At 63.5% G+C, this 24,770-nt stretch carries 21 protein-coding genes; 12 read left to right on the top strand and 9 right to left on the bottom strand.

The window, feature by feature from the left end; all coding sequences use genetic code 11:
- Positions 1-39: 39 nt before the first annotated feature.
- Complete coding sequence (locus V6765_RS00950; protein WP_448425705.1) at positions 40-1,029, bottom strand: sugar ABC transporter substrate-binding protein; 990 nt, start codon at positions 1,027-1,029, stop codon at positions 40-42.
- 109 nt (positions 1,030-1,138) lie between these two features.
- Positions 1,139-1,651, bottom strand: coding sequence for a hypothetical protein (locus V6765_RS00945; RefSeq protein WP_448425704.1), 513 nt, complete (start codon positions 1,649-1,651; stop codon positions 1,139-1,141).
- Positions 1,652-1,917: 266 nt separating this feature from the next.
- Here V6765_RS00945 and V6765_RS00940 point away from each other — a divergent pair, with 266 nt between their 5' ends.
- From V6765_RS00940 to V6765_RS00930, 3 genes are all read left to right on the top strand, one after another.
- Entirely contained in the window at positions 1,918-2,640 is a 723-nt protein-coding gene (locus tag V6765_RS00940; RefSeq protein ID WP_448425703.1) for a GntR family transcriptional regulator, read from the top strand.
- 181 nt (positions 2,641-2,821) lie between these two features.
- Complete coding sequence (locus V6765_RS00935) at positions 2,822-3,754, top strand: dihydrodipicolinate synthase family protein (protein ID WP_448425701.1); 933 nt, start codon at positions 2,822-2,824, stop codon at positions 3,752-3,754.
- A 34-nt stretch (positions 3,755-3,788) separates the two neighbouring features.
- A complete protein-coding gene (locus tag V6765_RS00930; protein WP_448425699.1) occupies positions 3,789-4,721 on the top strand; it encodes a 4-hydroxyproline epimerase in 933 nt (310 codons plus the stop codon).
- A gap of 213 nt (positions 4,722-4,934) precedes the next feature.
- On the opposite strand, the gene V6765_RS00925 is transcribed toward V6765_RS00930, so the two are convergent.
- Entirely contained in the window at positions 4,935-5,942 is a 1,008-nt protein-coding gene (locus tag V6765_RS00925; RefSeq protein ID WP_448426601.1) for a LacI family DNA-binding transcriptional regulator, read from the bottom strand.
- Positions 5,943-6,103: 161 nt separating this feature from the next.
- Between V6765_RS00925 and V6765_RS00920 the strand changes: the two genes are divergently transcribed.
- The 5 genes from V6765_RS00920 to V6765_RS00900 all read left to right on the top strand — a co-directional run bounded on the left by V6765_RS00920 (position 6,104) and on the right by V6765_RS00900 (position 12,333).
- Positions 6,104-7,348, top strand: coding sequence for an ABC transporter substrate-binding protein (locus tag V6765_RS00920; protein ID WP_448425698.1), 1,245 nt, complete (start codon positions 6,104-6,106; stop codon positions 7,346-7,348).
- A gap of 118 nt (positions 7,349-7,466) precedes the next feature.
- Positions 7,467-8,387: a carbohydrate ABC transporter permease gene (locus tag V6765_RS00915; protein WP_448425696.1), complete on the top strand. Its 921-nt coding sequence runs from the start codon at positions 7,467-7,469 to the stop codon at positions 8,385-8,387.
- A gap of 74 nt (positions 8,388-8,461) precedes the next feature.
- Complete coding sequence (locus tag V6765_RS00910) at positions 8,462-9,256, top strand: carbohydrate ABC transporter permease (protein WP_448426599.1); 795 nt, start codon at positions 8,462-8,464, stop codon at positions 9,254-9,256.
- 23 nt (positions 9,257-9,279) lie between these two features.
- Positions 9,280-11,223 (top strand): glycoside hydrolase family 127 protein, encoded by a 1,944-nt coding sequence (locus V6765_RS00905; protein WP_448425694.1) that lies wholly within the window; start codon positions 9,280-9,282, stop codon positions 11,221-11,223.
- Between the two features lie 9 nt (positions 11,224-11,232).
- Positions 11,233-12,333, top strand: a complete 1,101-nt coding sequence (locus V6765_RS00900) for an ABC transporter ATP-binding protein (protein ID WP_448425692.1) — start codon at positions 11,233-11,235, stop codon at positions 12,331-12,333.
- A gap of 70 nt (positions 12,334-12,403) precedes the next feature.
- Here V6765_RS00900 and V6765_RS00895 read toward each other — a convergent pair whose 3' ends face one another.
- Positions 12,404-13,393 carry an AraC family transcriptional regulator gene (locus V6765_RS00895; RefSeq protein ID WP_448425689.1) on the bottom strand — a complete coding sequence of 330 codons (990 nt, stop codon included), beginning with the start codon at positions 13,391-13,393 and terminating at the stop codon, positions 12,404-12,406.
- Between the two features lie 86 nt (positions 13,394-13,479).
- Between V6765_RS00895 and V6765_RS00890 the strand changes: the two genes are divergently transcribed.
- Positions 13,480-14,679 carry an MFS transporter gene (locus tag V6765_RS00890; protein WP_448425688.1) on the top strand — a complete coding sequence of 400 codons (1,200 nt, stop codon included), beginning with the start codon at positions 13,480-13,482 and terminating at the stop codon, positions 14,677-14,679.
- A gap of 113 nt (positions 14,680-14,792) precedes the next feature.
- Here the strand turns inward: V6765_RS00890 and V6765_RS00885 are convergent, their stop codons facing one another.
- The 5 genes from V6765_RS00885 to V6765_RS00865 all read right to left on the bottom strand — a co-directional run bounded on the left by V6765_RS00885 (position 14,793) and on the right by V6765_RS00865 (position 20,779).
- Positions 14,793-16,316, bottom strand: a complete 1,524-nt coding sequence (locus V6765_RS00885; RefSeq protein WP_448425686.1) for an aldehyde dehydrogenase (NADP(+)) — start codon at positions 16,314-16,316, stop codon at positions 14,793-14,795.
- Positions 16,317-16,338: 22 nt separating this feature from the next.
- On the bottom strand, positions 16,339-17,379 hold the full coding sequence (locus tag V6765_RS00880; RefSeq protein ID WP_448425684.1) for an Ldh family oxidoreductase: 1,041 nt from the start codon (positions 17,377-17,379) through the stop codon (positions 16,339-16,341).
- Between the two features lie 97 nt (positions 17,380-17,476).
- The gene (locus tag V6765_RS00875) at positions 17,477-18,610 is read right to left on the bottom strand and encodes a M24 family metallopeptidase (protein ID WP_448425682.1); all 1,134 of its coding nucleotides are present in this window, start codon (positions 18,608-18,610) and stop codon (positions 17,477-17,479) included.
- A gap of 168 nt (positions 18,611-18,778) precedes the next feature.
- Positions 18,779-20,038: an NAD(P)/FAD-dependent oxidoreductase gene (locus tag V6765_RS00870; RefSeq protein WP_448425680.1), complete on the bottom strand. Its 1,260-nt coding sequence runs from the start codon at positions 20,036-20,038 to the stop codon at positions 18,779-18,781.
- Positions 20,039-20,080: 42 nt separating this feature from the next.
- Entirely contained in the window at positions 20,081-20,779 is a 699-nt protein-coding gene (locus tag V6765_RS00865) for a GntR family transcriptional regulator (protein ID WP_448426597.1), read from the bottom strand.
- Between the two features lie 414 nt (positions 20,780-21,193).
- Between V6765_RS00865 and V6765_RS00860 the strand changes: the two genes are divergently transcribed.
- The 3 genes from V6765_RS00860 to V6765_RS00850 all read left to right on the top strand — a co-directional run bounded on the left by V6765_RS00860 (position 21,194) and on the right by V6765_RS00850 (position 24,763).
- On the top strand, positions 21,194-22,138 hold the full coding sequence (locus V6765_RS00860) for a substrate-binding domain-containing protein (RefSeq protein WP_448425678.1): 945 nt from the start codon (positions 21,194-21,196) through the stop codon (positions 22,136-22,138).
- A gap of 113 nt (positions 22,139-22,251) precedes the next feature.
- Entirely contained in the window at positions 22,252-23,781 is a 1,530-nt protein-coding gene (locus V6765_RS00855; RefSeq protein WP_448425676.1) for a sugar ABC transporter ATP-binding protein, read from the top strand.
- On the top strand, positions 23,771-24,763 hold the full coding sequence (locus V6765_RS00850) for an ABC transporter permease (RefSeq protein WP_448425674.1): 993 nt from the start codon (positions 23,771-23,773) through the stop codon (positions 24,761-24,763). The genes V6765_RS00855 and V6765_RS00850 overlap by 11 nt, the downstream gene beginning before the upstream one ends.
- Positions 24,764-24,770: the final 7 nt, after the last annotated feature.

Here is a 24,770-nt window from a genome sequence, read left to right as displayed (position 1 = left end):
TCCGGCGCGCGTCAGACCCGCGCGCCGGGGGCGGCTGTATCAGCCCTGCCATTCCGGCTCGAAATCCGGATTTTCGTCCAGCCATTCCTTGGTGATGATCTTCGGCGTCTCGCGCAACGAATATTCATCGATCCAGGTCGGAACGGTTTCGCCATTGAGCGTTTCGACCATGGCGTCGAGCGCGGCCGCGCCCATGGATTTCGGGAACTGCGCCAGCGTGCCGCTCCAGCTGCCGGCCTTGATCGCGTCCACCGCGATCTGGTTCAGCCCGCCGCCCAGCGTGTAGATCTGCGTGATATCGAGACCGGCATCCGCAATCGCGACCTCGGCACCCATCAGATGCTGGTCGGCATTGGAGAGCACGACATCGATGTCGCGATTGGCCTGCAGGATGTCCTGCATGGCGATCATCGAATCCTGGGGCGAGTAATTGCCCTCGCCGGTGGCGACGATCTCGATATTGTCATGCTCGCCGAGGATTTCCTTGTAGGTGTCGTTGCGCACATTGTCGAAGGGGAAGACAAGCTGGCCGATCAGGACGACCACCTTGCACGGATCCTTGTCGGCGCAGTAGTCGACCACCGCATTGGCCTGGGCGGTGGCGCCGACGACCGGATCGGAGGCGACGGTAACGGTGAGGCCCGGCACTTGGGGCTCCATTTCGGTCAGTTCGGGACCGACGGGAAACAGCGTCGTGCCGACCTTGACGCCGGCCTTTACCGCGTCTTCCAGCGCCGTTGCAATGCCGACCGTGTCGTTGGGCGTGATGATGATGGCGTCGAACTTGCCGCCGGCGACGATGTCCTCGACCTGGGAGAACTGGGCGGTGGCGGAAAACTCGCCGTCGAAAATCTGGGTGCTGACATTGTCGTAGCCGGACGCGGCTTCCTTGATGCCATCATAGATCGCCTGGTTGAAGCCGTTCTGCGACGAGGCGGCAAGGAAGGCGATGTTGAAATCCTCGGCCTGAGCCGCCAGCGGCGCGGCAAGCGCCGAGGAAAGGATCGCTGCTGTGAGTGCTGTTTTCATGGATCGGTTTCTCCGGGTTGAGATATTTTCATTTTGATTATGCGGCCCTTTGAGGGCCATTGCGCAGGACTCTCCGGTCCCTTGGACATCCTTGGTCGGGTTGTTTCCGTCATGTCGGGTGAAATGTGGCCGTCTCGATGTCTTCAAGATGCAAGAGAAGGAATGCCGTGGTGACAGCCGGCTGCCAGGCCAGGGCCCGGGCGACGGTTTCTGGCGTGAAGTGACCCTTCGAGCCCAGCATGTTGACCGTTCCGATCACACGCCCGTCGGCGACGGCCGGGAGGTTCATGTTGGATTCGAAGCCGAGATCGCGGATCTTTTCCCAGTCGAAGAAAACCTCGGCGATCTCTTCGATGCTGGTCGTGCTGAAATGCCGGTTGCCGGCGATCACCGTGTCAAAATAGCGGTTCTTCTCGAGCGGCTTGAAGCCGCCGGGCTCATAAGCCTCAATGTTTTCGGAAAACACCCGGCGCGAACGCATGCGCGGCAGATCGTAGATTGAGGCGGTGGTCAGGCCCTTGCCGACATCCCTGTTCAGGCCGTCGAGCAGATAGGCGAAAACCCGTCGCGCCGCATCCGGCTGCCCCGCAAGGCGAAAGACTTCCTCCGTATCGCACGGCATCAGCTTTCTCCCTTCATGGCGGGTCTCCAGCGCTCCTGTCCGCTGCCGTCGCGCGATGACTTGCACGCTGCAAGCACGATCAGAGCGGTTTTCATGCGGGCGGGTTTCATGTTGGCGCTGTCCGTTTCAGGTGGCAATCATCGTGGAACAGGTCGTCACACTAATGCCGAAAATTTGTTATGTCGACAAAAAAAATTTAAAACGCATGATGGATTGTGTGCATGGAGTGTTGCATATTGGTGAAAATAACCGGAGAGCGGAGCATCATGGTCAAGACATCGTTGGAGAGCGGCGGGCTCCAGAGCCAGCAGGTCAGGCGCGGCGGCGGCGTGGCGCATGTCTATGAAACGCTGCGCAACGAAATCATCGAGCTGAAGCTCGCGCCCGGCAGCCCGATCGACGAGACCGAGCTTTCCGAACGCTTTGCGATGTCGCGCACGCCCATTCGGGAGGCGCTCGTCCGGCTTGCGGCGGAGGGGTTGATCACGGCTCTGACCAATCGCACGACCATCGTCTCCAACATCGATTTCGTGCAGCTCGGCGCATTTTTCGATGCCCTGACGCTGATGTACCGCGTCACCGCGCGGCTTGCTGCGATCCATTACAACGAGGCCGATTTGGCCGGGATTCGCGCCCATCAGAGCCGCTTTGCCGAGGCGGTCGAGGCGCGGGACGTGCTGGGCATGATCGCCGCCAACCGCGATTTCCACATCGCCATCGCCGAGGCCGGTCGCAACAAATACTACACCGACCTGTTCCGGCGCCTGCTCGATGACGGACGCCGGATTCTTCGCCTTTACTACCGTTCCTATGACGACGACCTCCCGCGCCAGTATGTGGCCGAGCACGAGCATATCGTCAGCGCCATGATCGCGCGCGATGAGGACGCCTGCGACCGGCTTGCCACGGCGCATGCCGACCAGATCGTGCGTCAGATCCGGGCTTATATCTCCGCCGATTCCCGCAGCGTTTCCTCAATCGCGCTCTAGGTTTCACGTGTTTGCCGAGGTATGGAATGGCGTGCTATGCTTTTAAGTATTTTATTTGTCGACAAGATAAATTATCAGTGATACTGAAATTGCAACCGACCGGCTCCTGGCCGCAGTGCCAGAGACTGCCAGCAGATTGCCCCGCCGAGACCAATTCCTTGTGCCTATGAAAGGACCCCAGATGAGCGACACCATTTTCACCGGCTGCATTCCGGCTTTGATGACCCCCTGCAAGGCTGACCGCACGCCGGATTTCGCAGCCCTTGCACGCAAGGGCCGGGAGCTTGTCGATGCCGGTATGTCAGCCGTCGTCTATTGCGGTTCGATGGGCGACTGGCCGCTTCTGACCGACGAGCAGCGCATGCAGGGCGTCGAGGCGCTGGTCGAGGCCGGGGTTCCGGTGATCGTGGGCACCGGCGCGATCAACACCAAGTCCGCCGTGGCGATCACGGCCCATGCCGCCCGCGTCGGCGCAGCCGGCCTGATGGTCATTCCGCGCGTTCTCTCGCGCGGCAGCTCGGTGGCCGCGCAGAAGGCCCATTTCGCAGCCATTCTCGAAGCCGCGAACGGTCTGCCCGCCGTGATCTACAACAGCCCCCATTACGGCTTTGAAACCCGCGCCGACCTGTTCTTCGCCCTGCGCGCCGATTACCCCAACCTGATCGGCTTCAAGGAATTCGGCGGCGCGGCCTCCCTCTCCTACGCCGCCGAGCACATCACCTCCGGCAATGACGATCTCACCCTGATGGTCGGTGTCGATACCCAGGTCTTCCACGGGTTCGTCAAATGCGGTGCCACCGGCGCGATCACCGGCATTGGAAATGCGCTTCCGAAAGAGGTTCTGCATCTCGTTTCGCTTTGCAAGGCCGCAGCCAGGGGCGACAGCGAGGCCCGCGTCAAGGCGCGCGAACTTGAGGAAGCCCTGATGGTTCTGTCGAAATTCGACGAGGGCGTCGATCTCGTGCTGTTCTACAAATATCTGATGGTGCTGAATGGCGACGAAGAATATACCCTGCACTTCAACGAGACCGATGCGTTGACCGCGCCGCAGCAGGCCTTCGTCGAGGAACAGTACAAGCAGTTCAAGACCTGGTACGCCAACTGGGCGGCCTGAAACCGGCGGAGCGGGCCTTGCCAGGGAGCAGCGAATGCATGTGATTGACAGCCATACCGCGGGCGAGCCGACGCGGGTCATCCTCGACGGCTTTCCCGATCTTGGCACGGGCACGCTTTCCGAACGCGCGGCGCGCCTTGCGACGCGCTATTACGACGACTACCGCGCCGTCGTGCTGGAGCCGCGCGGCCAGGTCGCCATGGTCGGCGCGCTGCTGGTGCCGCCGGTGGACCCGACCTGCGTCACCGGCGTCATCTATTTCGATGTCGGCGCGGTTCTCGGCATGTGCGGCCATGGCACGATCGGCCTTGCCGTCACGCTCTACCATATGGGCCGGATCGGCACGGGTCTGCATCGCATCGAAACGCCCGCCGGCGTCGTCACCGTCGATGTGCAGGACGAAAGCACGGTCACCGTCACCAATATCGAAAGCCGCCGGGTTGCGGCGGGCGTCACTGTGGACGTGCCGGAATTCGGTGCTCTCACCGGCGATGTCGCCTATGGCGGCAACTGGTTTTTCCTGGTCGATCCGAGCCCGATCCCGGTGGTCCCGGAGAATATCCGCCAGCTTACCGATCTCGCCGTCGCGACCCGGACCGCGCTCAACGCCGGCAAGTTCGGCGGCGAAAACGGCGAGCCGGTCGATCATGTGATCTTCTACGGCCCGGCCGGCGATGCGGCGGCGCACAGCCGCAATTTCGTGCTCTGCCCCGACGATGCCTATGACCGCTCCCCCTGCGGAACCGGCTGTTCAGCGCGGCTCGCCTGCCTTGCTGCCGCCGGTCAATTGGCGGAAGGCCAGGGAATCGTGCAGCAAAGCATCATCGGCTCCACCTACCGGCTCTCCTACAAGGCGGGCGAGAAGGGCGGCGTGATCCCGTCGATCACGGGCCAAGCCTACGTCATGTCAGTGGCCGAACTGGTATTCCACCCAGACGATCCCTTCCGCAACGGCATCGTCCTCTGATCCTTACCGCTTTCGCGGCATCGAGACAGAATGAAACAAGGGCCGCCCCGTTTGCGGGTCGTGCCGGCACCCGGAATGATGTCCAAATTTGATGTCGGCCTCGGCGAAACTTGCCCCATCACTATACGCCGGAGCGCATCGCCACGATGTGCGCGATCTCACCATTCCCGCCCAGCTCTGTCTGACGTTTCCCGAGGCTGAAGCGACTTCTGTTTACGCAGGCTTCGCAACGCTCTCGCGCCGGACGAGCGAACATGGCAGGCGGGTGATGCCCTTGTCGACCGGCTCGTTGCGGGTCAGCCGCAGCATCGCCAGCCCCGCGCGGTGACCGATTTCCTTGAGCTCCATATCGATGGTCGTCAGCGGGGGGCGGGTCTGGCGGGAGACGACTTCCCAGTTGTCGAAGCCGACCACCGAGATGTCATCCGGCGCCGAGATGCCGTGATCGCGCAATCCGTCGAGCACGCCGCGAGCGATCTCATCGCTTCCGCAGAAGATGCCGTCGGGCAGCTTGTCGCGCATGGCCAGCACCTGCTCGATCGCCGCGTGACCCCATTCCTCCGACCATTCTCCGAACATAACCGGTGATGCCGGCCGGCATCGGGCACGGTAGGCCGCAGCGCGATTTCGGGCCGCAAGCCAGCTTTCCGGTCCGGTGATGTGGAGAATATCGCGGCAGCCGGCCTCCTCCAGACAGGCGATTGCCAGCATCGCGCCGTGGGCGTCGTCAGGGACAAAACTGGTGCTGTGCGGCGGTCCGGCGGCGAAGGCATAGACGACGGGAATGTTGAGGGCGGTGAGATCGATGGGCGGATCGACGTCGAGGCGCGTCGCCGTCAGGATGATGCCATCGACCTGCTTGTCGAGCAGCGCCTGGAGATGGAGCTCGGCGAGCCGCTTGTCGCCGCTGGTGGCGCACAGGAACGCCGAGACGCCGTGATCGACAAGAACCTCCGAGACGCCGGAACTGATCGGCAGCGTCAGCCGGCCATAGGTATCGTCGGTGATGATGCCGATGGTGAGGCTTCGCCGGCTCAAAAGGCTGCGGGCGAGCGCGTTCGGCCGAAAGCCGATTTCCGTTGCCACCCGCAGCACCCGCTCGCGAGTCTCGGCATTGACCCGGCCGACGCCGTTCAGCGCATTCGACGCCGTCGACAGGCTGACATCGGCCGCCCTGGCGACATCCCTGAGCGTGCATCTGCGGTGCTGAATGGGCTTTATCATGACGGCTTCCACTCTCTGATAAAAGCTTTTATCAAACAAAAACAATGTTGCAAAAAGGTTTTTGCACGCAGATGAACACAAATTGTCGACAACAAAATCTTTCTCCCATACCGTAACCCAACGTCAAGAGGAATGACGAAAACGAGAAGGGGAATGACATGCTGAAAACCAAATTCATGCTTGCCGTAGTCACGCTGGCGGCATCCGCTTCATGGGCCCAGGCGGAGGAGGTGAACCTCTGGGTTCGCACCTCGTCGGCCGCCGTGCTGCAGGCGCTCGCCGAGAAGTACAACGCCGCCCACGACGACGCCGTAAACGTCACCGCAGTGATCGCCGAGCAGATGGTGCCGAAGCTTGGCGCAGCGATCGCCGGCGGCGCGCCGCCCGAGGGTGCGGTGCTCGACCTGATCTATCTTCCGACATTCGCCGCCAACGACACGCTGGAAGACATCACCGATTTCGTCGACGGCCTTCCCTATGCCGAAGCGCTGAGCCCGTCCCATATCCGTCTCGCCACCTATGACGGCAATATCTACGGCGTCCCCGCCCTGCCCGACGCCTCGATCATCGCCTACAACACCGACCTGTTCGAAGAAGCCGGTCTCGACCCGGACAAGGCGCCGGCCTCGCTCGAAGAGATCGTCGAAGATGCCGAGAAGATCAGCGCATTGGGCGATGGTATTTACGGCTTCTACTTCGTCGCCAATTCCGGAAGCTGGCTGATCTACGACTTCCTGCCGCATATTTGGGCGGCCGATGCCGATCTCCTGACCGATGACGGCCGCGAAGCGACGATCGATACGCCCGCTATGCGCGAGACGCTGGAAGACTACCGCACGATGTGGCAGGCCGGCGCCATTCACCCAACGGCGCGCTCTGGCAACGGCAACAATGCCGTGGAAGCCTTCGCCTCGGGCAAGGTCGGCATCCTGATGACCGGCTCCTACATCGTCAATCTGCTGACCAGCACCTATCCGGACGTCAATTTCCAGGTAGCTCCGATCCCCGGCCCGACGGGCGGCCAGTCGAGCTTTGCCGGCGGCGACACGCTTGCCATGATCAAGGGCATCGCACCTGAAAAGAAGGCCGTGATCGAGGATTTCGTGAAATTCTACATGGAGCCCGAGCAGCAGGTCTTCATTACGCAGGAATCGGGAATGCCCTCGCGCACCGACTTGGCGGAAGAAGCTTACTCCAACTTCGACCCGCGCAACCTCGTTGCCTATGACATCCTGTCGAAGGCCCGCACCCCCTACACCTATGCCTCCGACGAGCTTTTCGTCAGCCGCACCGGCCCATTCCTGAACCTGATCCAGAGCGCGATCTTCGGCGATGATATGGACGGCGCTATCGAAACCGCGCAGGAGGAATTCACCAAGATCCTCGACCGCACCAATCCGTGACGCCTGGCTGCGGGCGGCCTGCACCGCCCGCGCCCCCTCCCCCGCAGGGAGGACGCAGAGCCACGGGAGAACCGCCGCGCGGCCCCGCAGACACCACCAAACGCAGGGATTTGACGTCTTGTTTCTCAAGCGCGCGTTACAAAAACGCCGGCAGGCGAGCAGCGATGAGCCGCATGGCTGGCTGGGTCTCGCCTTCATCGCGCCGAGCATGGTGTTCATCATCGGCCTTTTCATCATTCCGCTGGTTATGACGGTGTGGATGAGCTTCTTCCGCTGGCCGCTGCTCGGTCGCCGCAAGTTCATCGGCATTGAAAATTACGTCGAACTTCTGGGCGATAGCCAGCTCTGGCAGTCCTTCGGCTTCACCCTGCTTTATACAGTGCTCGTCACCACCGCGATCATGGCTGTCGCCCTGCCGCTGGCGCTTCTGGTCGACCGGCCGCTGCGCAGCGTCGGCTTCTTCCGTACGGTGTTCTTCATGCCGGTCGTGATCGGCTTCGGCGCGGCCTCGACGCTGTGGCTCTGGCTGCTCAATCCCGACAGCGGCGTGTTCGCGCGGCTTCTGACCGGGCTTGGCCTTGTCGATCACGCGCCCCGGCCGCTCGAAAGCTTCTGGCCGGCGCTCGCCGTGATCATCCTGATGGTCGTCTGGAAAACCGCCGGTTTCACCATGGTCATTCTGCTCACCGGCCTTCAGAGCATCCCCAACGATGTGATCGAGGCCACCCGGATCGATGGCGCAAGCCCCTTCAGCCGCTTCCGCCGCATAACCCTGCCGCTGATGCGCAACTCCGTACTTCTGGCGCTGATCCTCAACGTCACCTCCTCCATGCTCGCCTTCGACCAGTTCTTCATCATCACCCAGGGCGGGCCGAACAACAGCACGATCTCGGCCGTGTTCACCATCTATCTCGCCTCGTTCTCGTCCTATCGGCTTGGCTACGGTTCCGCCCTTTCCTTCGCCCTCCTGGTCGTGCTCGTTGCCATCAGCTCGATCCAGCTTTCCTTCATGCGCCAGCGCCCGGAGGACGGACGATGAAAGTCAGAGACCTGTTCATGGAAGCCGACGAAGGCTACGGCGCCGTTGCCGGTCGTCTCCTCCTGCTGCTGGCAATGATCATTCTGGCGGTGTTCTTCCTGATGCCGATCGTCTGGTCGTTCGCCAATTCGTTCAAGCCGGCGGCCGAGGCACTGGCCCATCCGGTGGCATTGTTTTCGAAGGCGTTTTCGCTGGAAAACTACCGCCGTCTCGAACATGTCGGCGCCGGCTGGTATGTCTACGCAACCAACTCCGTAATGATCGCGCTCGGCACAATTGCCTGCACCGTCGCGGTCGCGGTGCCTGCCGGTTACGGCTTCTCCAAGTTCCGCTTTCCCGGCCAGACCGCGATCTTCGTCCTCGTCATGGCGACGATGATGATCCCGTTCCAGTCGATCCTGACGCCGCTGTTCCTGATCCTGAAATTCCTGCATCTGCAGAACAGCCTTCTGGGCCTGGTGCTGATCTACACCACGTTTCAGCTCCCCTTCTCGATCTTCATGATGCGCAACGCCTTCGATGCGATCCCGAAGGCGCTGGTGGAGGCGGCGCGCATCGACGGCGCGTCGCAATGGACGCTGGTGCGGCGCATCCTGATGCCATTGGCGCTGCCCGGCGTCGCCACCGTCGTGATGTTCGCCTTCCTCAATTCCTGGAACGAGTTCCTCGCGGCGCTCATCTTCCTGTCGGACCAGAACAAGTTCACCCTGCCGATCATGCTGGTGAACGTCTCATCCGGCATTTACGGCATCATCGACTGGGGCGCGCTCCAGGCCGGCATTTCGCTCACCATGATCCCCTGCATCGTGATGTTCCTGGCGCTGCAGCGCTACTATGTGCGCGGACTGACCGCCGGGGCCGTCAAATGAATAATGCTTCCCAAGGAGTTTCCATGTCATCGTCCGCATCGGAAAAGGCGGTTCCCGCGTCTGCGCACGGTTTTGAACGTTATGTGCCTGTCGATCACACCCGGGTCGCCTTTGATGGCGGTTTCTGGAAGAGCTGGCAGGAAACCGTCCGCGACGTCACCATTCCCACCCAGCACAAGCGGCTGGAAGAAGAGGGCTTTCTCGAGGTTCTGGATTTCGACAGCCCGCCCGGCCCGCTGGCCCGGCCGATCCAGCCGAGCGGCCTTTCGATGCAGCATTTCTTCGATTCCGATTTCGGCAAGTGGATCGAGGCGGCAAGCTACACGCTGAAGAACCATCCGAACCCCGATATCGAGGCGAAGATCGACGCCATCGTCGAAAAGCTCGAACACGGTCAGATGGAAGACGGCTATCTAAACAGCTGGTTCATCCGCCGCGAGCCGGAAAAGCGCTGGACCAACCTGCGCGATCTCCACGAGATGTATTCGATGGGCCACCTCCTTGAAGGGGCCGTCGCCTATTTCGAGGCGACCGGCAAGCGCCGCTTTCTCGACGTGATGATCCGCGCCGTCGACCACATCATCGAAACCTTCGGCACCGAGCCCGGCAAGCTTCGCGGCTATGACGCGCATGAGGAAATCGAGCTGGCGCTGGTCAAGCTCTATCGAGTGACCGGCGATCCGCGCCACCTGAAGCTCGCGACATTCTTCGTCAATGAGCGCGGACAGATGCCCTCTTATTTCGATGAAGAAGCCCGCCGCCGCGGCGAGGACCCGGCCGACTACGTATTCGAGACCTATGCCTACAGCCAGGCCCACAAGCCCGTGCGCGAGCAGAACGAGGTCGTCGGCCATGCGGTTCGCGCCATGTATCTGCTCTCGGCGATGACAGATCTCGCGTTTGAAAACGACGATCCGAGCCTGAAGGACGCCGCCGACCGGCTGTTTGCCGACCTCACCGGCCGCCAGCTCTATGTCACCGGCGGGCTCGGTCCATCGGGCGCAAACGAAGGCTTCACCCGCGCCTTCGACCTGCCGAACGAGACCGCCTACGCCGAGACCTGCGCGGCGGTTGCGCTCGGCTTCTGGTGTTCGCGCATGGCCGAGATCGACCTCGACGGCAAATATACCGATCAGCTGGAAACCGTTCTGTTTAACGGCGCGCTGTCCGGCATTGCCCGCGACGGCGAGCATTATTTCTATGAGAACGTATTGGAGAGCCACGGCCAGAATCGGCGTTGGAAATGGCACTACTGCCCCTGCTGCCCGACCAATATCGCCCGCTTCATCACCTCGCTCGGAAAGTATTTCTACACCACCAAAGGTAATGAAATCGCGGTGCACCTCTATGGCGCCAATGTCGCCGAATTCGATCTCGACGGCACCTTCGTTCGGCTCAGGCAGGACACGGCCTATCCCTGGGATGGCGATATCCGCATCGCGCTCGGCCTGTTCCAGCCGACCGAACTCACGCTGAAACTGCGCATTCCCGGCTGGTGCCGGAACGCGCGGGCGAAGCTCGGTGGCCGCGATATTCCGCTCGCTCCGGTGAAAGGCTATGCCGAGATCAGCGGCATTTTCAAGGATGGCGACGAACTGCGCTTGAGCTTCGACATGCCGGTGGAGCGGCTCTATGCCCATCCGGCCGTCGGCGAGGATGCCGGGCGGGTGGCGCTGCGTCGCGGCCCGGTGGTCTATTGCGTCGAGGAAGCCGATATCGGCACCGAGCCGCAGCGCCTGCGCCTTGCGCCCGATGCCCGGCTCGAGCCGCGCTATGACCCCGATCTCCTCGGCGGCGCTGTGGTGCTGGAGGGCGAAGGCTTCGAGGCGGCAACGGACGGCTTTGAGGGCGGACTTTACCGCACCGCGCCCCCTGCCCTCATGCCAAAGCCGTTCCGCGCCATTCCCTATCACCTCTGGGCCAATCGGGCAGCGGGCGCCATGCAGGTCTGGCTGGCGGAAAAATAGGAGACGGACATGGCACGGCTGACACTGAAGAATGTGGTCAAGTCCTACGGCATCTACGAGGCCGTCCGGGGCATCAATCTCGATATCGAGGACAAGGAGTTCGTCGTGTTCGTCGGCCCCTCCGGCTGCGGGAAATCGACGACACTGAGGATGATCGCCGGCTTGGAGCACATTTCCGGCGGCGAAATCCTTATCGGCGACGATGTCGTCAACCGCCTGCCGCCGGGCAAGCGCGATATCGCGATGGTGTTCCAGAACTACGCGCTCTACCCGCATATGAGCGTGCGCGAGAACATCGCCTTCTGCCTCGAACAGCAGCGCCTGCCGAAGGCGGAGATCGAAAAACGCATCACCGAGGCAACCAACACCTTGCGGATTTCGGAACTGCTGGAACGCCGCCCCGGCGAACTTTCCGGCGGCCAGCGCCAGCGCGTGGCCATGGGCCGGGCCATCGTGCGCGATCCGAAAGTCTTCCTGTTCGACGAGCCCTTGTCGAACCTCGACGCCAAGCTTCGCGTCAGCATGCGCACGGAAATCAAGCGGCTGCACCAATTGCTGCCGACGACGACCGTCTATGTCACCCACGATCAGGTGGAGGCCATGACCATGGCCGATCGTGTTGTCGTTATGAATCAGGGACTCGTCGAACAGATGGGCGCGCCGCAGGAACTCTATTCGCGGCCGGTGAGCAAGTTCGTGGCCGGCTTCATCGGCTCGCCGTCGATGAACTTCCTGCCGGTGAGGCTCGAAGAGGCGGACGGCACGCTTTTCGTGGTGTTCGAGGACAGCAATCGCATGGCGATACCCGAGGCCAGGGCCGCCGGGTTTCGCTCCCATGCCGGCCGCGGAGCCACCTTCGGCATCCGGCCCGAGGCGATCACGCTTCGGCAGGAACGCAGTGGCTTCGTGCCTTTCGATGCCGCAATCGATTTGGTCGAACCGCTCGGCGCCACCACCATGGCCTATTTCAGCATCGCCGGTCAGGAGATCTGCGCCAGCGTCGAGTCCGAGGAAAGCCTGCGCGCCGGCACCACCGTGCCGCTCTCCTTCGACCTGAACCGCATGCACCTCTTCGATCTCGAAACCGAACAGGCGCTTGCCATTCACTAACGCCGGCAGGGCTGCGCAAATCACTGATAAACCGCAGCGCTGCAGGCGCGTCCTTAGGACGAGCAACCGTCTACATCTGCGCGGTCATGCTGGCGGCGATGCGGCTTGGCGGATGGCCTGTGATGCGCTTGAAGGCGCGGCTAAACGCGGCCTGCGAGCCGTAACCCAGGCGATGGGCGGCGGTTTCGATCGGCACGCCCTCGCGGCTTATCCAGTCGGCGGCAAGGCGCATGCGCATTTCGGTGAGATAACGCACCGGCGTCACGCCGGTGACATCGAGGAAGCGCTCGGCGAAGACCGAGCGCGAAACGCCCATCTCACGCGCCAGTTCGGCCACGGACCAGTTGCGGCCGGGATCCCGGTGGAGCGCCAAAAGCACGCGTCCCAAGCGGGGATCGCGCAGCGCGGCGATCCACCCGGTGGCATCGCCGCAGCCGCATTCGACCCATGCCCGGACGATGCAGGCAGCGACCACATCCGCAAGCCGGGCGAGAATGCCGGCATAGCCGGCGCGGCCATCCCTTGCCTCCCGGGCCATCGCCTCCAGCATCGGCAGGATTTCCGGGTAGCGATCGGTCAGCGTGCCGACGCGCATCACCTCCGGCATCATCGCCACCAGCGGGTGCATGCTGCCGAGGTCGAAATCCATGCAGGCGGAAAACAGCACGACCCGCTCTTCCGGCGGCGTTGCCTCGCAGGTCCTGATCTCCTTGACGCTCGGGCAGATCGGGGAGGACGGCAGGGCCGTCAGGTCGGCGCACGGCGCGGGATTGTCGGGCGATGACGACAGCCGGTGCAATCCGCCATGCGGCAACAAAGCCGCGTCACCCGCGCCCATGACATGGACCTCGCCGCCGGGCGCGATGAGCGCGGTCCGGCCGCGCGCGACGAAGATGAATTTCGCGCGCAGGTCGTCCTGAGCGCCGAAGGAATAGGAGAACGGTTCGGCAAGCTCGATGCGGCGATAGTCGATGCCGACAAGCCGCATGCCGAGCAAAAGTTCGCTGACGAGATCGGCATCGAGCGCATTCGGTGATGTTCCGGACGGATGATCAAGCATATCGGATTTACTGGCATAGAAAGTCCGGACTGTCCAGCCTAACTTCAGCCGATCCTCCTCCACCTCCCATCGCGAAGGATATCGCAATGAACCCTGTTATGAACGAAAAGGCTGGCGCCGACGGCGCGCCCGCGTGGGGCGCCGTGGCGGCGATGACGCTGGGCGTCTTCGGCCTTGTCACCGCCGAATTCCTGCCGGCGAGCCTGCTGACGCCGATTGCCGCCGATCTCGGCATCTCCGAAGGCGCGGCCGGCCAGGCGGTGACGATGACGGCCATGTTCGGCTTTGCCGCGAGCCTGCTGATCTCGGCCGCCGCGCGCGGCACCGACCGGCGCCACATGATGATGATCTTCTCCGTCCTGCTGGTCGTCTCCAACCTGATGGTCGCCTTTGCTGAGGGCGTCTATATGCTTCTGGCGGGCCGGGTCCTGCTGGGGATCGCGCTTGGCGGCTTTTGGGCGATGTCAACCGCGGTCACCATGCGCCTCGTTCCGCCGGGTCGGGTGCCGCGGGCGCTCTCCATCCTGATGAGCGGCGTCTCCGCCGCGACGGTTTTCGCCGCGCCGGTCGGCAGCTATCTCGGCGAGGTCATCGGGTGGCGCGGCGTTTTCCTGCTGGCATCGCTTCTCGGCGCGATTTCGCTTGTCGCCCAGTGGCGCAACCTGCCCAGCATGCGGCCTGCCGGCATGGCCCGGTTGCGAACGCTTGGCGAAGTGCTGCTGCGCCCCGGCATCGGCATCGGCATGATGGCGGTCCTCCTGGTCTTCGCCGGTCACTTCGTGTTCTTCACCTATCTCAGGGCCTATCTGGAAACCCGCGGCGGGTTCTCGATCGAGGCGATCGCCATCATCCTGCTCGGGTTCGGCATCGCCAATTTCTTCGGCACCATCCTTGCCGGCCGCATGGCCCAGCTAAGCCTTCGCCTGACCCTGGTGCTCGTGCCGCTTTCGATGGGGACGCTCGCTATGGTCATGGTCGCCTTCGGCGGAAATCCGCTGAGCGATACCGTCTCGGTCGTGCTGTGGGGCATGATCTTCGGCGGCGTTCCGGTGGCCTGGTCAAGCTGGATCGCGCGCACCGTGTCGGACGAGGCCGAGAGCGCCGGCGGCCTGTTCGTCGCCACCATCCAGCTCGCGATCGCGCTCGGAGCCGGCCTCGGCGGTATCGTCTTCGACGCGGCGGGCGGAACCGGAACGGTGTTCGCAAGCGGCGTCCTGCTGCTACTCTCCGCCACCACGGTGATGTTCGGCGTGCGCATCCGCGCATCGGCAGCCGCCACGGCCTGAGCGTCGATATGCCGAGAGTCGAAAAAGCCCGGTTTCGGCCGGGCTTTTTTTTGCGCTGTCGATCACCGTTGGCCGTAGCAGCACGGCCAGGTTTTCGAAGGGTCCGGCAGCCGTTACCCGCACAAGGCGTCGGGCAGCAGATCCGCCGGCATGTCCTGATAGGAGACAGGGCGCAGGAAGCGGTCGATCGCGAGCGTGCCGACCGAGGTCGAGCGCACGTCCGATGTCGCCGGATAGGGACCGCCATGGACCATGGCAGGCGAAACCTCGACGCCGGTGCCAAACCCGTTGACGAGCAGGCGGCCGGCCAGCATTTCCAGCTTCGGCATCAGTTTTGCAGCCGCCGGATGGTCGCCTTCGCCGATGTGAAGCGCCACCGTCAACTGGCCTTCAAGGCCATCGACCACGGTTTCGAGCTCCGCTAGATCGCGGCATTTGACGATCAGGCCAGCACCGCCGAAGACTTCGTCATGCAGGCTCTTGTCCTTCAGGAACGAGGCGGCCGTTGTCTCGAAAAGGGCGGCCTGGCCGTGAATATCGTCGCCCTCCTGCCCTTCGGCAAGCTGCGTCACATCGCTGTGGCCGACCAGTTTCGCAACACCGTCGCGATAGGCCTTGCAGATGCCGGCAGTCAGCATGGTCTGCGCTGGCACCGCCTGCAGCGCCTCAACAGCGCTTGCCTTGAAGGCCTCGAGGCCCTCGCCTTCGACGGCAAGGATCAGCCCCGGATTGGTGCAGAATTGGCCAGCGCCGAGCGTCAGCGATGCCACAAACGCCGCGCCGATCTTGTCGCCGCGCGCCTTCAGCGCTTCGGGGAACAGGAGGACCGGGTTGATCGCGCTCATTTCGGCATAGACCGGGATCGGCAGGTCGCGCTTTGCGGCGATATCGACCAGCGCCAGACCGCCCCGGCGCGAGCCGGTGAAGCCGACGGCGCGGATCAGCGGATGGGCCACCAGCGCGCCGCCGATTTCATAGCCGGTGTCATGCAGCATCGAGAACGTGCCTGCCGGCATACCGCAGTCGATCACCGCCTGCTGCACCGCGCGGGCGACCAGTTCCGAGGTCCCGGGATGGGCCGGATGGGCCTTGACCACGACCGGGCAACCGGCCGCCAGCGCAGAGGCGGTATCGCCGCCGGCCACGGAAAACGCCAGCGGGAAATTCGATGCGCCGAAAACGGCAACCGGGCCGAGGCCGACCTTGCGCAGCCGGAGATCGGGTTTCGGCGGCGTGCGTGCGGCATCGGCGGGATCGAAACGCAGGTCCTGAAACGCGCCTTCGCGCACGACGCCGGCAAACAGACGCAACTGGTTGACCGTGCGCATTCGCTCGCCCTCTAGGCGCGCACGCGGCAGGCCGCTTTCGGCCATCGCGCGCTCGATCAACGGGTCGCCGATGGCGAGGATGTTAGCTGCCGCCTTTTCAAGGAACGTCGCCCGGTCTTCCAGCGCCGTCTCGCGATAGGCGAAGAAAGCCTGCCAGGCGAGCCGAACCGCCTCGTCCAGATCGGCCGCGCTCGCGCCGCCGAACGCGCCGGAAAGCGCCCTTCCCGTGGCCGATTCAACAGCCGTCAGCGTGCCGTTTTCGCCCATGCGGGTCTGGTTGCCGATCAGCAATTCGCCGGTGATCTTCATTGGTGCATCCTCAGTCTGGTTTTCAGTTCGATTTCGGTGTCGAAGCCGCGGCGCGTGTCCGCAATTCATCGAGCACGTTCGTGCGCACCGGCATAACACCGGCCTTGGCGTTGCGGGCCCGCGCGCGATAGCGCCGCCCGGAGGGAAGGCGGGCGCCCTGCCCTTCGATCGCGTCGAACAGCGTCTCGCCGCGCTTCAGATTGTCGAGCGCCGCCTGCCCCATGAAGGAGGCCGGCTCGAGCGCGATGATCAGTTCGCCGTGAAACGGCGTGACCTTGGCGTCATCGTCAAACGCCATGGATTCGGCGCTGGTCAGATCGCCGATCAGAGGACCGGCGAGCAGTTCGATCATCGCCGAAAGCGCCGAGCCCTTGTGGCCGCCGAAGGTGAGCATCGCGCCTTCAGCGGCTTTGTCCGGATCGGTCGTGGGCTTGCCGTCGGCATCGATCGCGGTTCCTTCCGGCAGCGGCGTTTTCGTGCGCCGGTGCAGTTCGATATCGCCGCGCGCAATCGCCGAGGTGGCGAAATCGAAAACGAAGGGGTGTTTGCCCGGACGGGGCCAGCCGAAAGAGAACGGATTGGTGCCGAATACCGGCTTGTTGCCGCCGGCGGGCGCGACCCAGGCATGGCTGACCGTGACGGCGATAGCGACAAGGCCCTGATCGGCGATCTTTTCCACTTCCGGCCAGAGGGCTGAAAAATGAAAGCAGTTGTTGATCGCAAGCGCCGCGAGCCCGCAATGCCGCGCCTTTTCGGCGAGAACGGGAAGCCCGGCCTCGAAGGCCACGAGCGAAACGCCCCGGCGGGCATCGACGCGGACGATTGCCGGCGCGCGGTCCTCGACCACCGGCGTGGCTGTGGGATCGACCTTGCCGCGCTCGATCAGCTCCAGGCAGCTGATCAGCCGGTAGAGCCCATGCGAATGGCACTCGTCCATCTGCGCGCGCACGACGCAATCGGTGATCGTGCGGGCATGGTCTTCGGAATAGCCGGCCGCCAGTAGCAGGCCCTCGCCCAGTGCCCGCGCCTCATCGGTCGCAATCGTTTCGAAGTCGTCGCTCATGCCGTCTCCCTTCAGGCGTGGTTTCGCAAGCGCACCAGGCGGAAAGCGCGCCGGAAGCAATCTGCCCCATGGATGAAGTCGATGTGAACCCCGGCGCTCAGGCGAAGGGCTCGGTCGGGCCCTTGCCAGGCGTGGTAAACCAGATCGGCCCGTTCTCGCCCATATGGATGATGTCCTCCAGCCGGACGCCGAATTTTTCGGGCACGACGATCATCGGCTCGTTGGAAAAGCACATGCCGGGCAGCAGTGGCGTGGCGTTGCCGCGCACGATGAACGGCGCTTCGTGGATATCCATGCCGAGCCCGTGGCCCGCCCTGTGCGGCAGACCGGGCAGGCGATAATCCGGGCCGAGGCCATGGGCGGCGATCGCGCGGCGCGCCGCATCGTCGACGGTTTCAGCCGAAACGCCCGGCTTCGCGGCGTCAAACACGGCCTGCTGCGCCTCGCGTTCGATCATCCAGATCCGCGAAAACTCGGCCGAGGGCTCCGCCTTCACATAGGTGCGCGTCATATCCGACTGGTAGCCGCCGACAATCGTGCCGGTGTCGACCAGGATGATATCGCCCTCGGCATAGGTCTGATCGCCATCGACGCCATGCGGCAGCGATGTCGCCGCGCCGAAGGAGCAAATCGCGAAGGTGCTGCCCGAGCCGCAAAGCGCCCGGTGGGTCTCGTCGATGAAGCGCACGACCTCTGAGGCGCGGATGCCCGGCTCGATCAGCGCGTGAACGCGCTTGTGCACCTCCAGCGTCGCATCCATCGCATACTGCATCAGCGCGATTTCGGCGGGCGATTTCACCGCTCGGAGCGAAGAGATCATCGGCCCGCCATCAACAAGCCGCTCCGGCGCGATCTGCCGGGCAAGCGCCGAATAGATGGCGACCGGCAGCGCATCGTCCAGCGCCAGCGTCCGGCCCTGGCCGAGCAGCTTCGCCGTCAGCGCTGCGGGGTCATCATGTTCGTCCCAGGCGGCGATGTCGCCGTCGAGCCGCTCCAGCGTCTCGATCTTCGAGACTTCGAACGCGGGCGCGATATAGATCAGACTGTCGGCGGTGACCAGCGCGCCGACCAGGCGTTCGCTTGGATGCCAGATGAGGCCGGTGAAATAGGTAAGACTGGTGGTCGAGCCCAGCAGCACGGCATCGGCGCCGGTACCCTGCATGGCCGCGCGCAAGCGTTGAATCCGGCCCTTTCGTTCGTCTTCGCTGATCGGTTCGGGGCGGTTGGTCATCGCAGCGGTCTCTCCGTCTTTACTCGATCAAAGACCGAGATTTTTCATACATCAAGTTCGCCTATCATATTTGTCGCCAGTTTGTCGACAGTGCGATAGGCGGGCTTTTGCAATCAAGAAAACCGTACCTGCCGCCGGCAGACGCCGGCCCCGGAACGACCCCGGGCCCTACCGACCGGAGAACCGGTCGAAGCGCAGGTTTTCGAGGTTCACGGATGGTTTCTGCTGGCCGGCCAGTTCGGCAATCAGCCGACCCGTGGCAGCCGACTGGGTCAATCCCAGATGCCCGTGGCCGAAGGCGTAGAGCACGTTCGGCGCGGCCTTCGAGCGGTCGATAACCGGCAGGCAGTCGGGCATGGAGGGGCGGAACCCCATCCACCGCTCGCCGCCCTCGGTCTCAAGACCAGGCAGGAACCGCTTGGCAAGCGTGAGAAGCGCCTCGGCGCGTTTGAAATTGGCCGGCAGGTCGAGGCCGCCGAACTCCACCGCCCCGCCGACGCGGATACCAGCCGAGAGCGGCGTCACGACAAAGGAGTGATCGTTGAAATAAAGCTGGCGCTGCAGCGGAAAGGCCGTCGCCGGCAAGGTGGTGTTGTAGCCGCGCTCGGTGTCCAGCGGCACCGCCTCACCAAGGCTTTTCGCAAGCCGCTTCGACCACGCGCCGCAGGCTACCACGACGGTGCGCGCCTCAAGGACGCCGCCATCGGCAAGGCGGATGCGCGCGCCCGCTTCGGTCGGTTCGAGGGCGGCGGCTTCACCGATCGTGATCGTTACGCCGTCCTCCCGCAGGCTTTCGGCGAGCGCGCGGGTGAAGCCGGCCGGATCGGAAACCTGCAGCCCATCCTCACTGTAGATCGCATGCTCGAACTGCGGCGCGAGACCAGGCTGAAGCGCATCGATCTCGGCGCGGCCGACGCGGTGGAACTCGAAGCCGGCTGCGCGCTTCCGCGCCCAGTCGGGTGCCGCGGCGGCAAAACTCTTCTCACTGTCGTAGAGGTCGAGCGTGCCGGTATTGACAATGAAGGGGGTCAGGCGCGCGTCCTTGCGCACCGTTTCATATTCGGCGACCGCCAGCCGCATCATCGCGGCCTGGACCTTGAGCCCACGCTCGAAATTCACCCGGGAGCTCGCCCGCCAGAAATGCCAGAGCCAGGGCGCGAGCCTTGCCGCATAGGCCGGGCGGATGGCGAGCGGCCCCAGCGGATCGAGCAGCCATCCGGGCGCCTTCCAGGTGATTCCGGGCGTGGGGATCGGCACGATCTCGGGGAAGGCGAGAATGCCGGCATTGCCCGCGCTGGCTCCCGCCGCGATCGCGCTGCGCTCCAGGATCGTGACCCTGCGTCCGGCCTCCATGAGATAGCGCGCGGCCATGCAGCCGATAATGCCGCCGCCGATCACGACAACGTCTGCTTCAGTCTGGTCTTTCATCTTGTCCTCGTGATGTATGGGCTACAGCCGCAGGTCGTGGGCTCACCCCAGCGACAGCGCGCGCGCCTGCTCGGCCTCCCGCGCCAGATAGTCCTGGATCTGGCGCACGATCTGCCCGGCATGGGCAACCGCCAGTTGATCGGCCCTGTCGGCATCGCCGGCTTCGATCGCCGCGATGATATCCTCGTGCTCGTTTACATATTGACGCGGAAGCCGGTCCTCGAAGGTGGAATAGTAGAGCCTGAGGATGCGACGGCCCTCATCGAGCAGCCGGGAGAAGAAACCGGTGTAGTAGGCATTGCCGGCGAGCTCTGCGATCGCGACGTGAAACTCGCGATTGGCCTCGATCATGGCAAAGGCGTCCTGCGCTTCCACGGCGGCGACGAATTCATCCTGTCGCCCGCGGATGTTCGACATAATCGCCCGGTCATGCGGCCCACGCGCGGCCGCCCCCCTTGTGCTGATCCGGTACATCAGCGTCAGCGCCTCGAAATAATGCGGCATGGCTGCGAAGTTGATGGCGGAAACGATGGTGTTGCGGTTGGGCAGCGTCGTCACCAGCGTGTCGTTGGCGAGCCTGAGCAGCGCCTCGCGCACCGGCGTGCGCGACATGCCGAAGCGTTCCGAAAGCCGGACCTCATCAAGCGGGCTGCCCGGCGTCAGTTCCATCGCCAGAATTTCCCGGCGTAGCGTCTCGTAGACCTTCTGGGTTCCCGACCCGCGCGTTTTCGCCTTCGTCATAGTTTTCACGACCGTCATCCGTGCGTCTTTTACCATTCGGATCTGCCCCTTCTTTGGGAGCCTATGTCACCCAATCTTTCGGCTGAACAACCTACCTAGTTGGAGCATATGTCGCCGCGCCGGAGTTGTCGACAGTTTGTGTTCAAAATGCTGGTTACATCACGCTCCGCTTTTTTGAAAGGCAGGTCACCGGCGGTTTGCGGCAGTGTTGCCTGCAGGCCTCCGAGTTGACAAGGGCGCGCCAACGCGCACCACGCCGATGGCAACCGGCGACACAATCACATCCAGCCGGACTAAGAATGCACTTGTATTTTCATTTTAACAAATGTATTCAGTGATTGGCCGTTGGGCGTTTTGCCCCTCCGCCAGGAGGGTCGCCCGTAAGAGCGGCGAACACGATCGGGAGGAAAATCGATGAAGAAACTCACCGCTTTGCTGGCGGGACTGGTTATTGCCATGCCGCTGGCCGCTGCTGCGCAGGACGCAGCCGGGACCGCTACGAAGGACAGCTACCGCTTTCTTATCGTGCCGAAGGTCGTCCATCCGTGGTTCGACAAGGTCAATGACGGCGCGCAGATGGCCGCCGAAGCGCTGAAGGCGCAGACCGGCGCGGATATCGAGATCGTTTACTCAGCACCGCAGACGGCGGACGTCGTCCAGCAGGTCCAGATCGTCGAAAGCGCGATCTCGACGCGCCCCGACGGCATTGCAATCGATCTGCTCGACCCCTCGGGCAATCGCGGCTCGCTCGAAGCCGCCCAGGGCCAGGACATTCCGCTGGTCATCTTCGACTCGATCCCGCCGGAAGGCATGGCGATCCCCTATATCGGCTCGGATTTCTGCGAACAGGCCAAGATCGCCTCGCGGCGGCTGGTCGAGGTTCTCGGCGGCGAAGGCGAAGTCGCGATCATGATGGGCGTGCCGACGGCGCCGAACCATTCGATCCGCGCCGAATGCCACCGCGAGGTCTTCGCCGAGCATGAAGGCATCGAGGTCGTTGCCGAGGGCATCGACAATGACAGCATCGAGACGGCGCAGCAGCAGGCCGCCGCCATCATGCAGGCCCATCCGAACCTGAAGGGCTGGGTTGCCTCCGACGCCGCCGGTCCGATCGGCATCGGCCAGGCGATCATCGAAGCCGGAAAGCAGGATCAGGTCACGCTCGTCGGCCTCGACAACCTGCCGGAAATGCTCGACATGATCCGTTCGGGCGTCGCCGACAGCTCATCTGCCTCGCAGCCCGAGCTTCAGGGCTACTGGTCGGTCATGCTGCTCTGGGCCCAGGCCACCGGCGCGCCGGTTCCGCAGTATCTCGATACCGGCAACGCGTTCCTGACCAAGGACAATGTGGACGGCTGAGCCGTTTGCCGCGGCCGGCCTTCAGCCGGCCGCTTTCTCCGGGCCGCATTAGCGGCCCGCGTTCCTTTCAATGCCGTTTAGTGGATTGATCGGAAAACTGCTCAGGAGGACACATGACCTACCTCAAGGCACGCGGTCTTGGCCGGGTTTTTCCCGGCGTGACCGCGCTTGACGATGTCGATCTCGATATCGAGCTGGGCCGGACCCACATTCTGGCCGGCGAAAACGGCGCGGGAAAATCCACGCTGGTGAAGATCCTGACCGGCTCGGACCGGGCAACGACCGGCACGATCGAAATCGATGGCAAGAATCCCGTCAATCACCCGGAACTCTTTCGCAATATTGCCTATGTGCCGCAGGAACTCTCGCTTTTCGCAGACGTGAGCGTGGCGGAAAACCTGTTCATGCCCTTCGATCGCACCGGCCACGGCCCGTTCGTGAACCGGCGGCGGATGGAGAGGGAGGCGCAGACCTATCTCGACAGGTTCGGCATCGACGCAAGACCGTCCGATCTCGTGCGCCACATCTCGGTGCCCGACCAGCAGCTTCTGCAGATCGCCCGCGCCTCGACCAACAAGGACATGAAGGTCCTGATCCTGGACGAGCCGACCTCGGCTTTGACGGCCCGCGAAGTGGCGCGCATCTTCAAGGTGATCCGCGGATTTCTCGACAGCGACCACGCGATCGTCTTCATCTCGCACAAGATGGAGGAAGTCTTCGAGATCGGCGACGACTACACCGTTCTGCGCAACGGCCGGAAGGTAGATGCGGGCCGGATCGCCGATATCGACGAGACCGCGCTGATCCGGGCGATGTCCGGCCGCGAGGTGGCGATCGACGAGCACTTCCGGCCCGCCTGCCCCGTCACCGACACGATCATGACCGTCGACAACCTGTCGGGTCACATGTTCAGCGACGTCAGCTTCAGCCTCAAGCGTGGCGAAATACTCGGCTTTGCCGGACTGGTGGGCGCGGGCCGTTCGGAGCTGATGCAGACCATCTTCGGCTTTCGCAAGGCCTCGTCCGGAAAGGTCGAGGTGGAAGGCCGCAAGTGGCGTCTTAACGACACGGCGGCTTCGGTCAATGCCGGCATGCTTTACCTCTCCGAGGAGCGCAAGCATCACGGGATATTCCCGCTGCTGTCACTGCGCGAAAACATCGGGATTTCGGTATTGTCGCTCACCTCGGGCGCGGCCGGCATTGATTTCGGCAAGGAACGCAAGCTCGTGCGCAAGGTGATCGACGATTACGACATTCAGGCGTCTGGCCCCGGCCAGCGGATTTCAAACCTTTCCGGCGGCAACCAGCAAAAGGCGATCATCGGCCGGGCCATGGCCACCACGCCGCGCGTCCTGATCTTCGACGAGCCGACAAAGGGCATCGACATCCGCACCAAGGCGGAGATCTACCGGATCATGAAGGAGCTCGCCGAGGACGGCGTCGGCATCATCCTGATCTCATCGGAGATGACGGAACTGCGCCGCTGCGCAAGCCGGATCATCACCATGCATGGCGGCCGCATCACCGGCGATTTCGATGCCGCCGCCACCGATACCGAAACACTGGTTGGCGCCATCTTCGCGACCGGCGCCGGGTCTGAGGCACAGACCCCGAAAGAGGCAGAGGCTTCCCATGTCAACTGACAAGACCACTCAATCCCGCGCGCCGTCGGCGCTTGCTATCCTGGTCCGCAATCCGCTCGCCGGCGTCTTCGTGGCGCTTGTCGTCATCTTCGCCGTTTCGGCTTTGATATCGCCCTACTTCCTGTCGGGCTACAACATGTCGGTGATCGCGCGCGGTCTGGCCTTCGTCGGGCTGGTAACGATCGCCCAGTCATCGCTGATGATCCTGGGAGAGCTTGACCTTTCGCTTGGGACCATCGGCGGTCTGTGCGGCGTGGTCTCCGGCATGCTGATGGTGCAGGCAGGCCTCCCCTGGGGCATGGCCCTGGTTCTGGCGCTGGCGCTGGGCATGGCGCTCGGCTTCCTCAACGGCTTCCTGGTCACGACGCTCGGCCTGCATTCGCTGGTTCTGACGATCGGTACGGCCGGCATTTACGGCGGCGCGATTCTCGTGCTTACCAAGGGCGTCGCGATCACCGGCATTCCGCAGGGCATCCAGTTCCTTGGCCGGGGCGATGTCTTCGGCCTTCCCGTCCCCTTCCTCATCATGCTTGTCGTGCTGGTCGCAGCGCTGTTCCTGACGATGAAGACGTCGATGGGCCGCTACATGTACGCGATCGGCAACAATGCGGCGGCGGCGCGCATGCTCGGCATTCGCGTTGACCGGATCCGTATTCTGGTCTTCACCTTCGCCGGCATGCTCTCCGCGCTTGCCGGCCTTCTGATGGTGGCCCGCCTTGGCACCGCCCAGCCCTCGATCGGGCAGACCTGGGTGCTTGCGCCGATCGCAGCAGCGGTCATTGGCGGGGTGGCGACCACTGGCGGCGTCGGCTCGCCGCTCGGCGCGATCTTCGGCGCCTGCATCATCGCCATCATCGAGAACATCATCGTGCTGTTCGGCGTCTCGCCCTATTGGCAGGGTGTCGTGTCCGGCGCCATCGTGGTAATCGCGATCTCGTTTGACGCGATCTCCCGCCGCTATCTTCGCCGCGACGGCGCATGAACTGACA

The organism is Martelella sp. FOR1707 (assembly GCF_053484265.1).
The sequence above is the reverse complement of the archived record's forward strand: the minus strand, read 5'-3'. Positions and strand labels throughout refer to the sequence as shown.

Coding starts and splice junctions, on each gene's coding strand:
- V6765_RS00935 (WP_448425701.1), top strand. CDS start 2,822: ATGAGCGACACCATTTTCACCGGCTGCATTCCGGCTTTGATGACCCCC.
- V6765_RS00900 (WP_448425692.1), top strand. CDS start 11,233: ATGGCACGGCTGACACTGAAGAATGTGGTCAAGTCCTACGGCATCTAC.
- V6765_RS00865 (WP_448426597.1), bottom strand. CDS start 20,779: ATGACGAAGGCGAAAACGCGCGGGTCGGGAACCCAGAAGGTCTACGAG.
- V6765_RS00875 (WP_448425682.1), bottom strand. CDS start 18,610: ATGACCAACCGCCCCGAACCGATCAGCGAAGACGAACGAAAGGGCCGG.
- V6765_RS00905 (WP_448425694.1), top strand. CDS start 9,280: ATGTCATCGTCCGCATCGGAAAAGGCGGTTCCCGCGTCTGCGCACGGT.
- V6765_RS00920 (WP_448425698.1), top strand. CDS start 6,104: ATGCTGAAAACCAAATTCATGCTTGCCGTAGTCACGCTGGCGGCATCC.
- V6765_RS00930 (WP_448425699.1), top strand. CDS start 3,789: ATGCATGTGATTGACAGCCATACCGCGGGCGAGCCGACGCGGGTCATC.
- V6765_RS00860 (WP_448425678.1), top strand. CDS start 21,194: ATGAAGAAACTCACCGCTTTGCTGGCGGGACTGGTTATTGCCATGCCG.
- V6765_RS00885 (WP_448425686.1), bottom strand. CDS start 16,316: ATGAAGATCACCGGCGAATTGCTGATCGGCAACCAGACCCGCATGGGC.
- V6765_RS00945 (WP_448425704.1), bottom strand. CDS start 1,651: ATGCCGTGCGATACGGAGGAAGTCTTTCGCCTTGCGGGGCAGCCGGAT.
- V6765_RS00870 (WP_448425680.1), bottom strand. CDS start 20,038: ATGAAAGACCAGACTGAAGCAGACGTTGTCGTGATCGGCGGCGGCATT.
- V6765_RS00850 (WP_448425674.1), top strand. CDS start 23,771: ATGTCAACTGACAAGACCACTCAATCCCGCGCGCCGTCGGCGCTTGCT.
- V6765_RS00940 (WP_448425703.1), top strand. CDS start 1,918: ATGGTCAAGACATCGTTGGAGAGCGGCGGGCTCCAGAGCCAGCAGGTC.
- V6765_RS00950 (WP_448425705.1), bottom strand. CDS start 1,029: ATGAAAACAGCACTCACAGCAGCGATCCTTTCCTCGGCGCTTGCCGCG.
- V6765_RS00855 (WP_448425676.1), top strand. CDS start 22,252: ATGACCTACCTCAAGGCACGCGGTCTTGGCCGGGTTTTTCCCGGCGTG.
- V6765_RS00890 (WP_448425688.1), top strand. CDS start 13,480: ATGAACCCTGTTATGAACGAAAAGGCTGGCGCCGACGGCGCGCCCGCG.
- V6765_RS00895 (WP_448425689.1), bottom strand. CDS start 13,393: ATGCTTGATCATCCGTCCGGAACATCACCGAATGCGCTCGATGCCGAT.
- V6765_RS00910 (WP_448426599.1), top strand. CDS start 8,462: ATGATCATTCTGGCGGTGTTCTTCCTGATGCCGATCGTCTGGTCGTTC.
- V6765_RS00880 (WP_448425684.1), bottom strand. CDS start 17,379: ATGAGCGACGACTTCGAAACGATTGCGACCGATGAGGCGCGGGCACTG.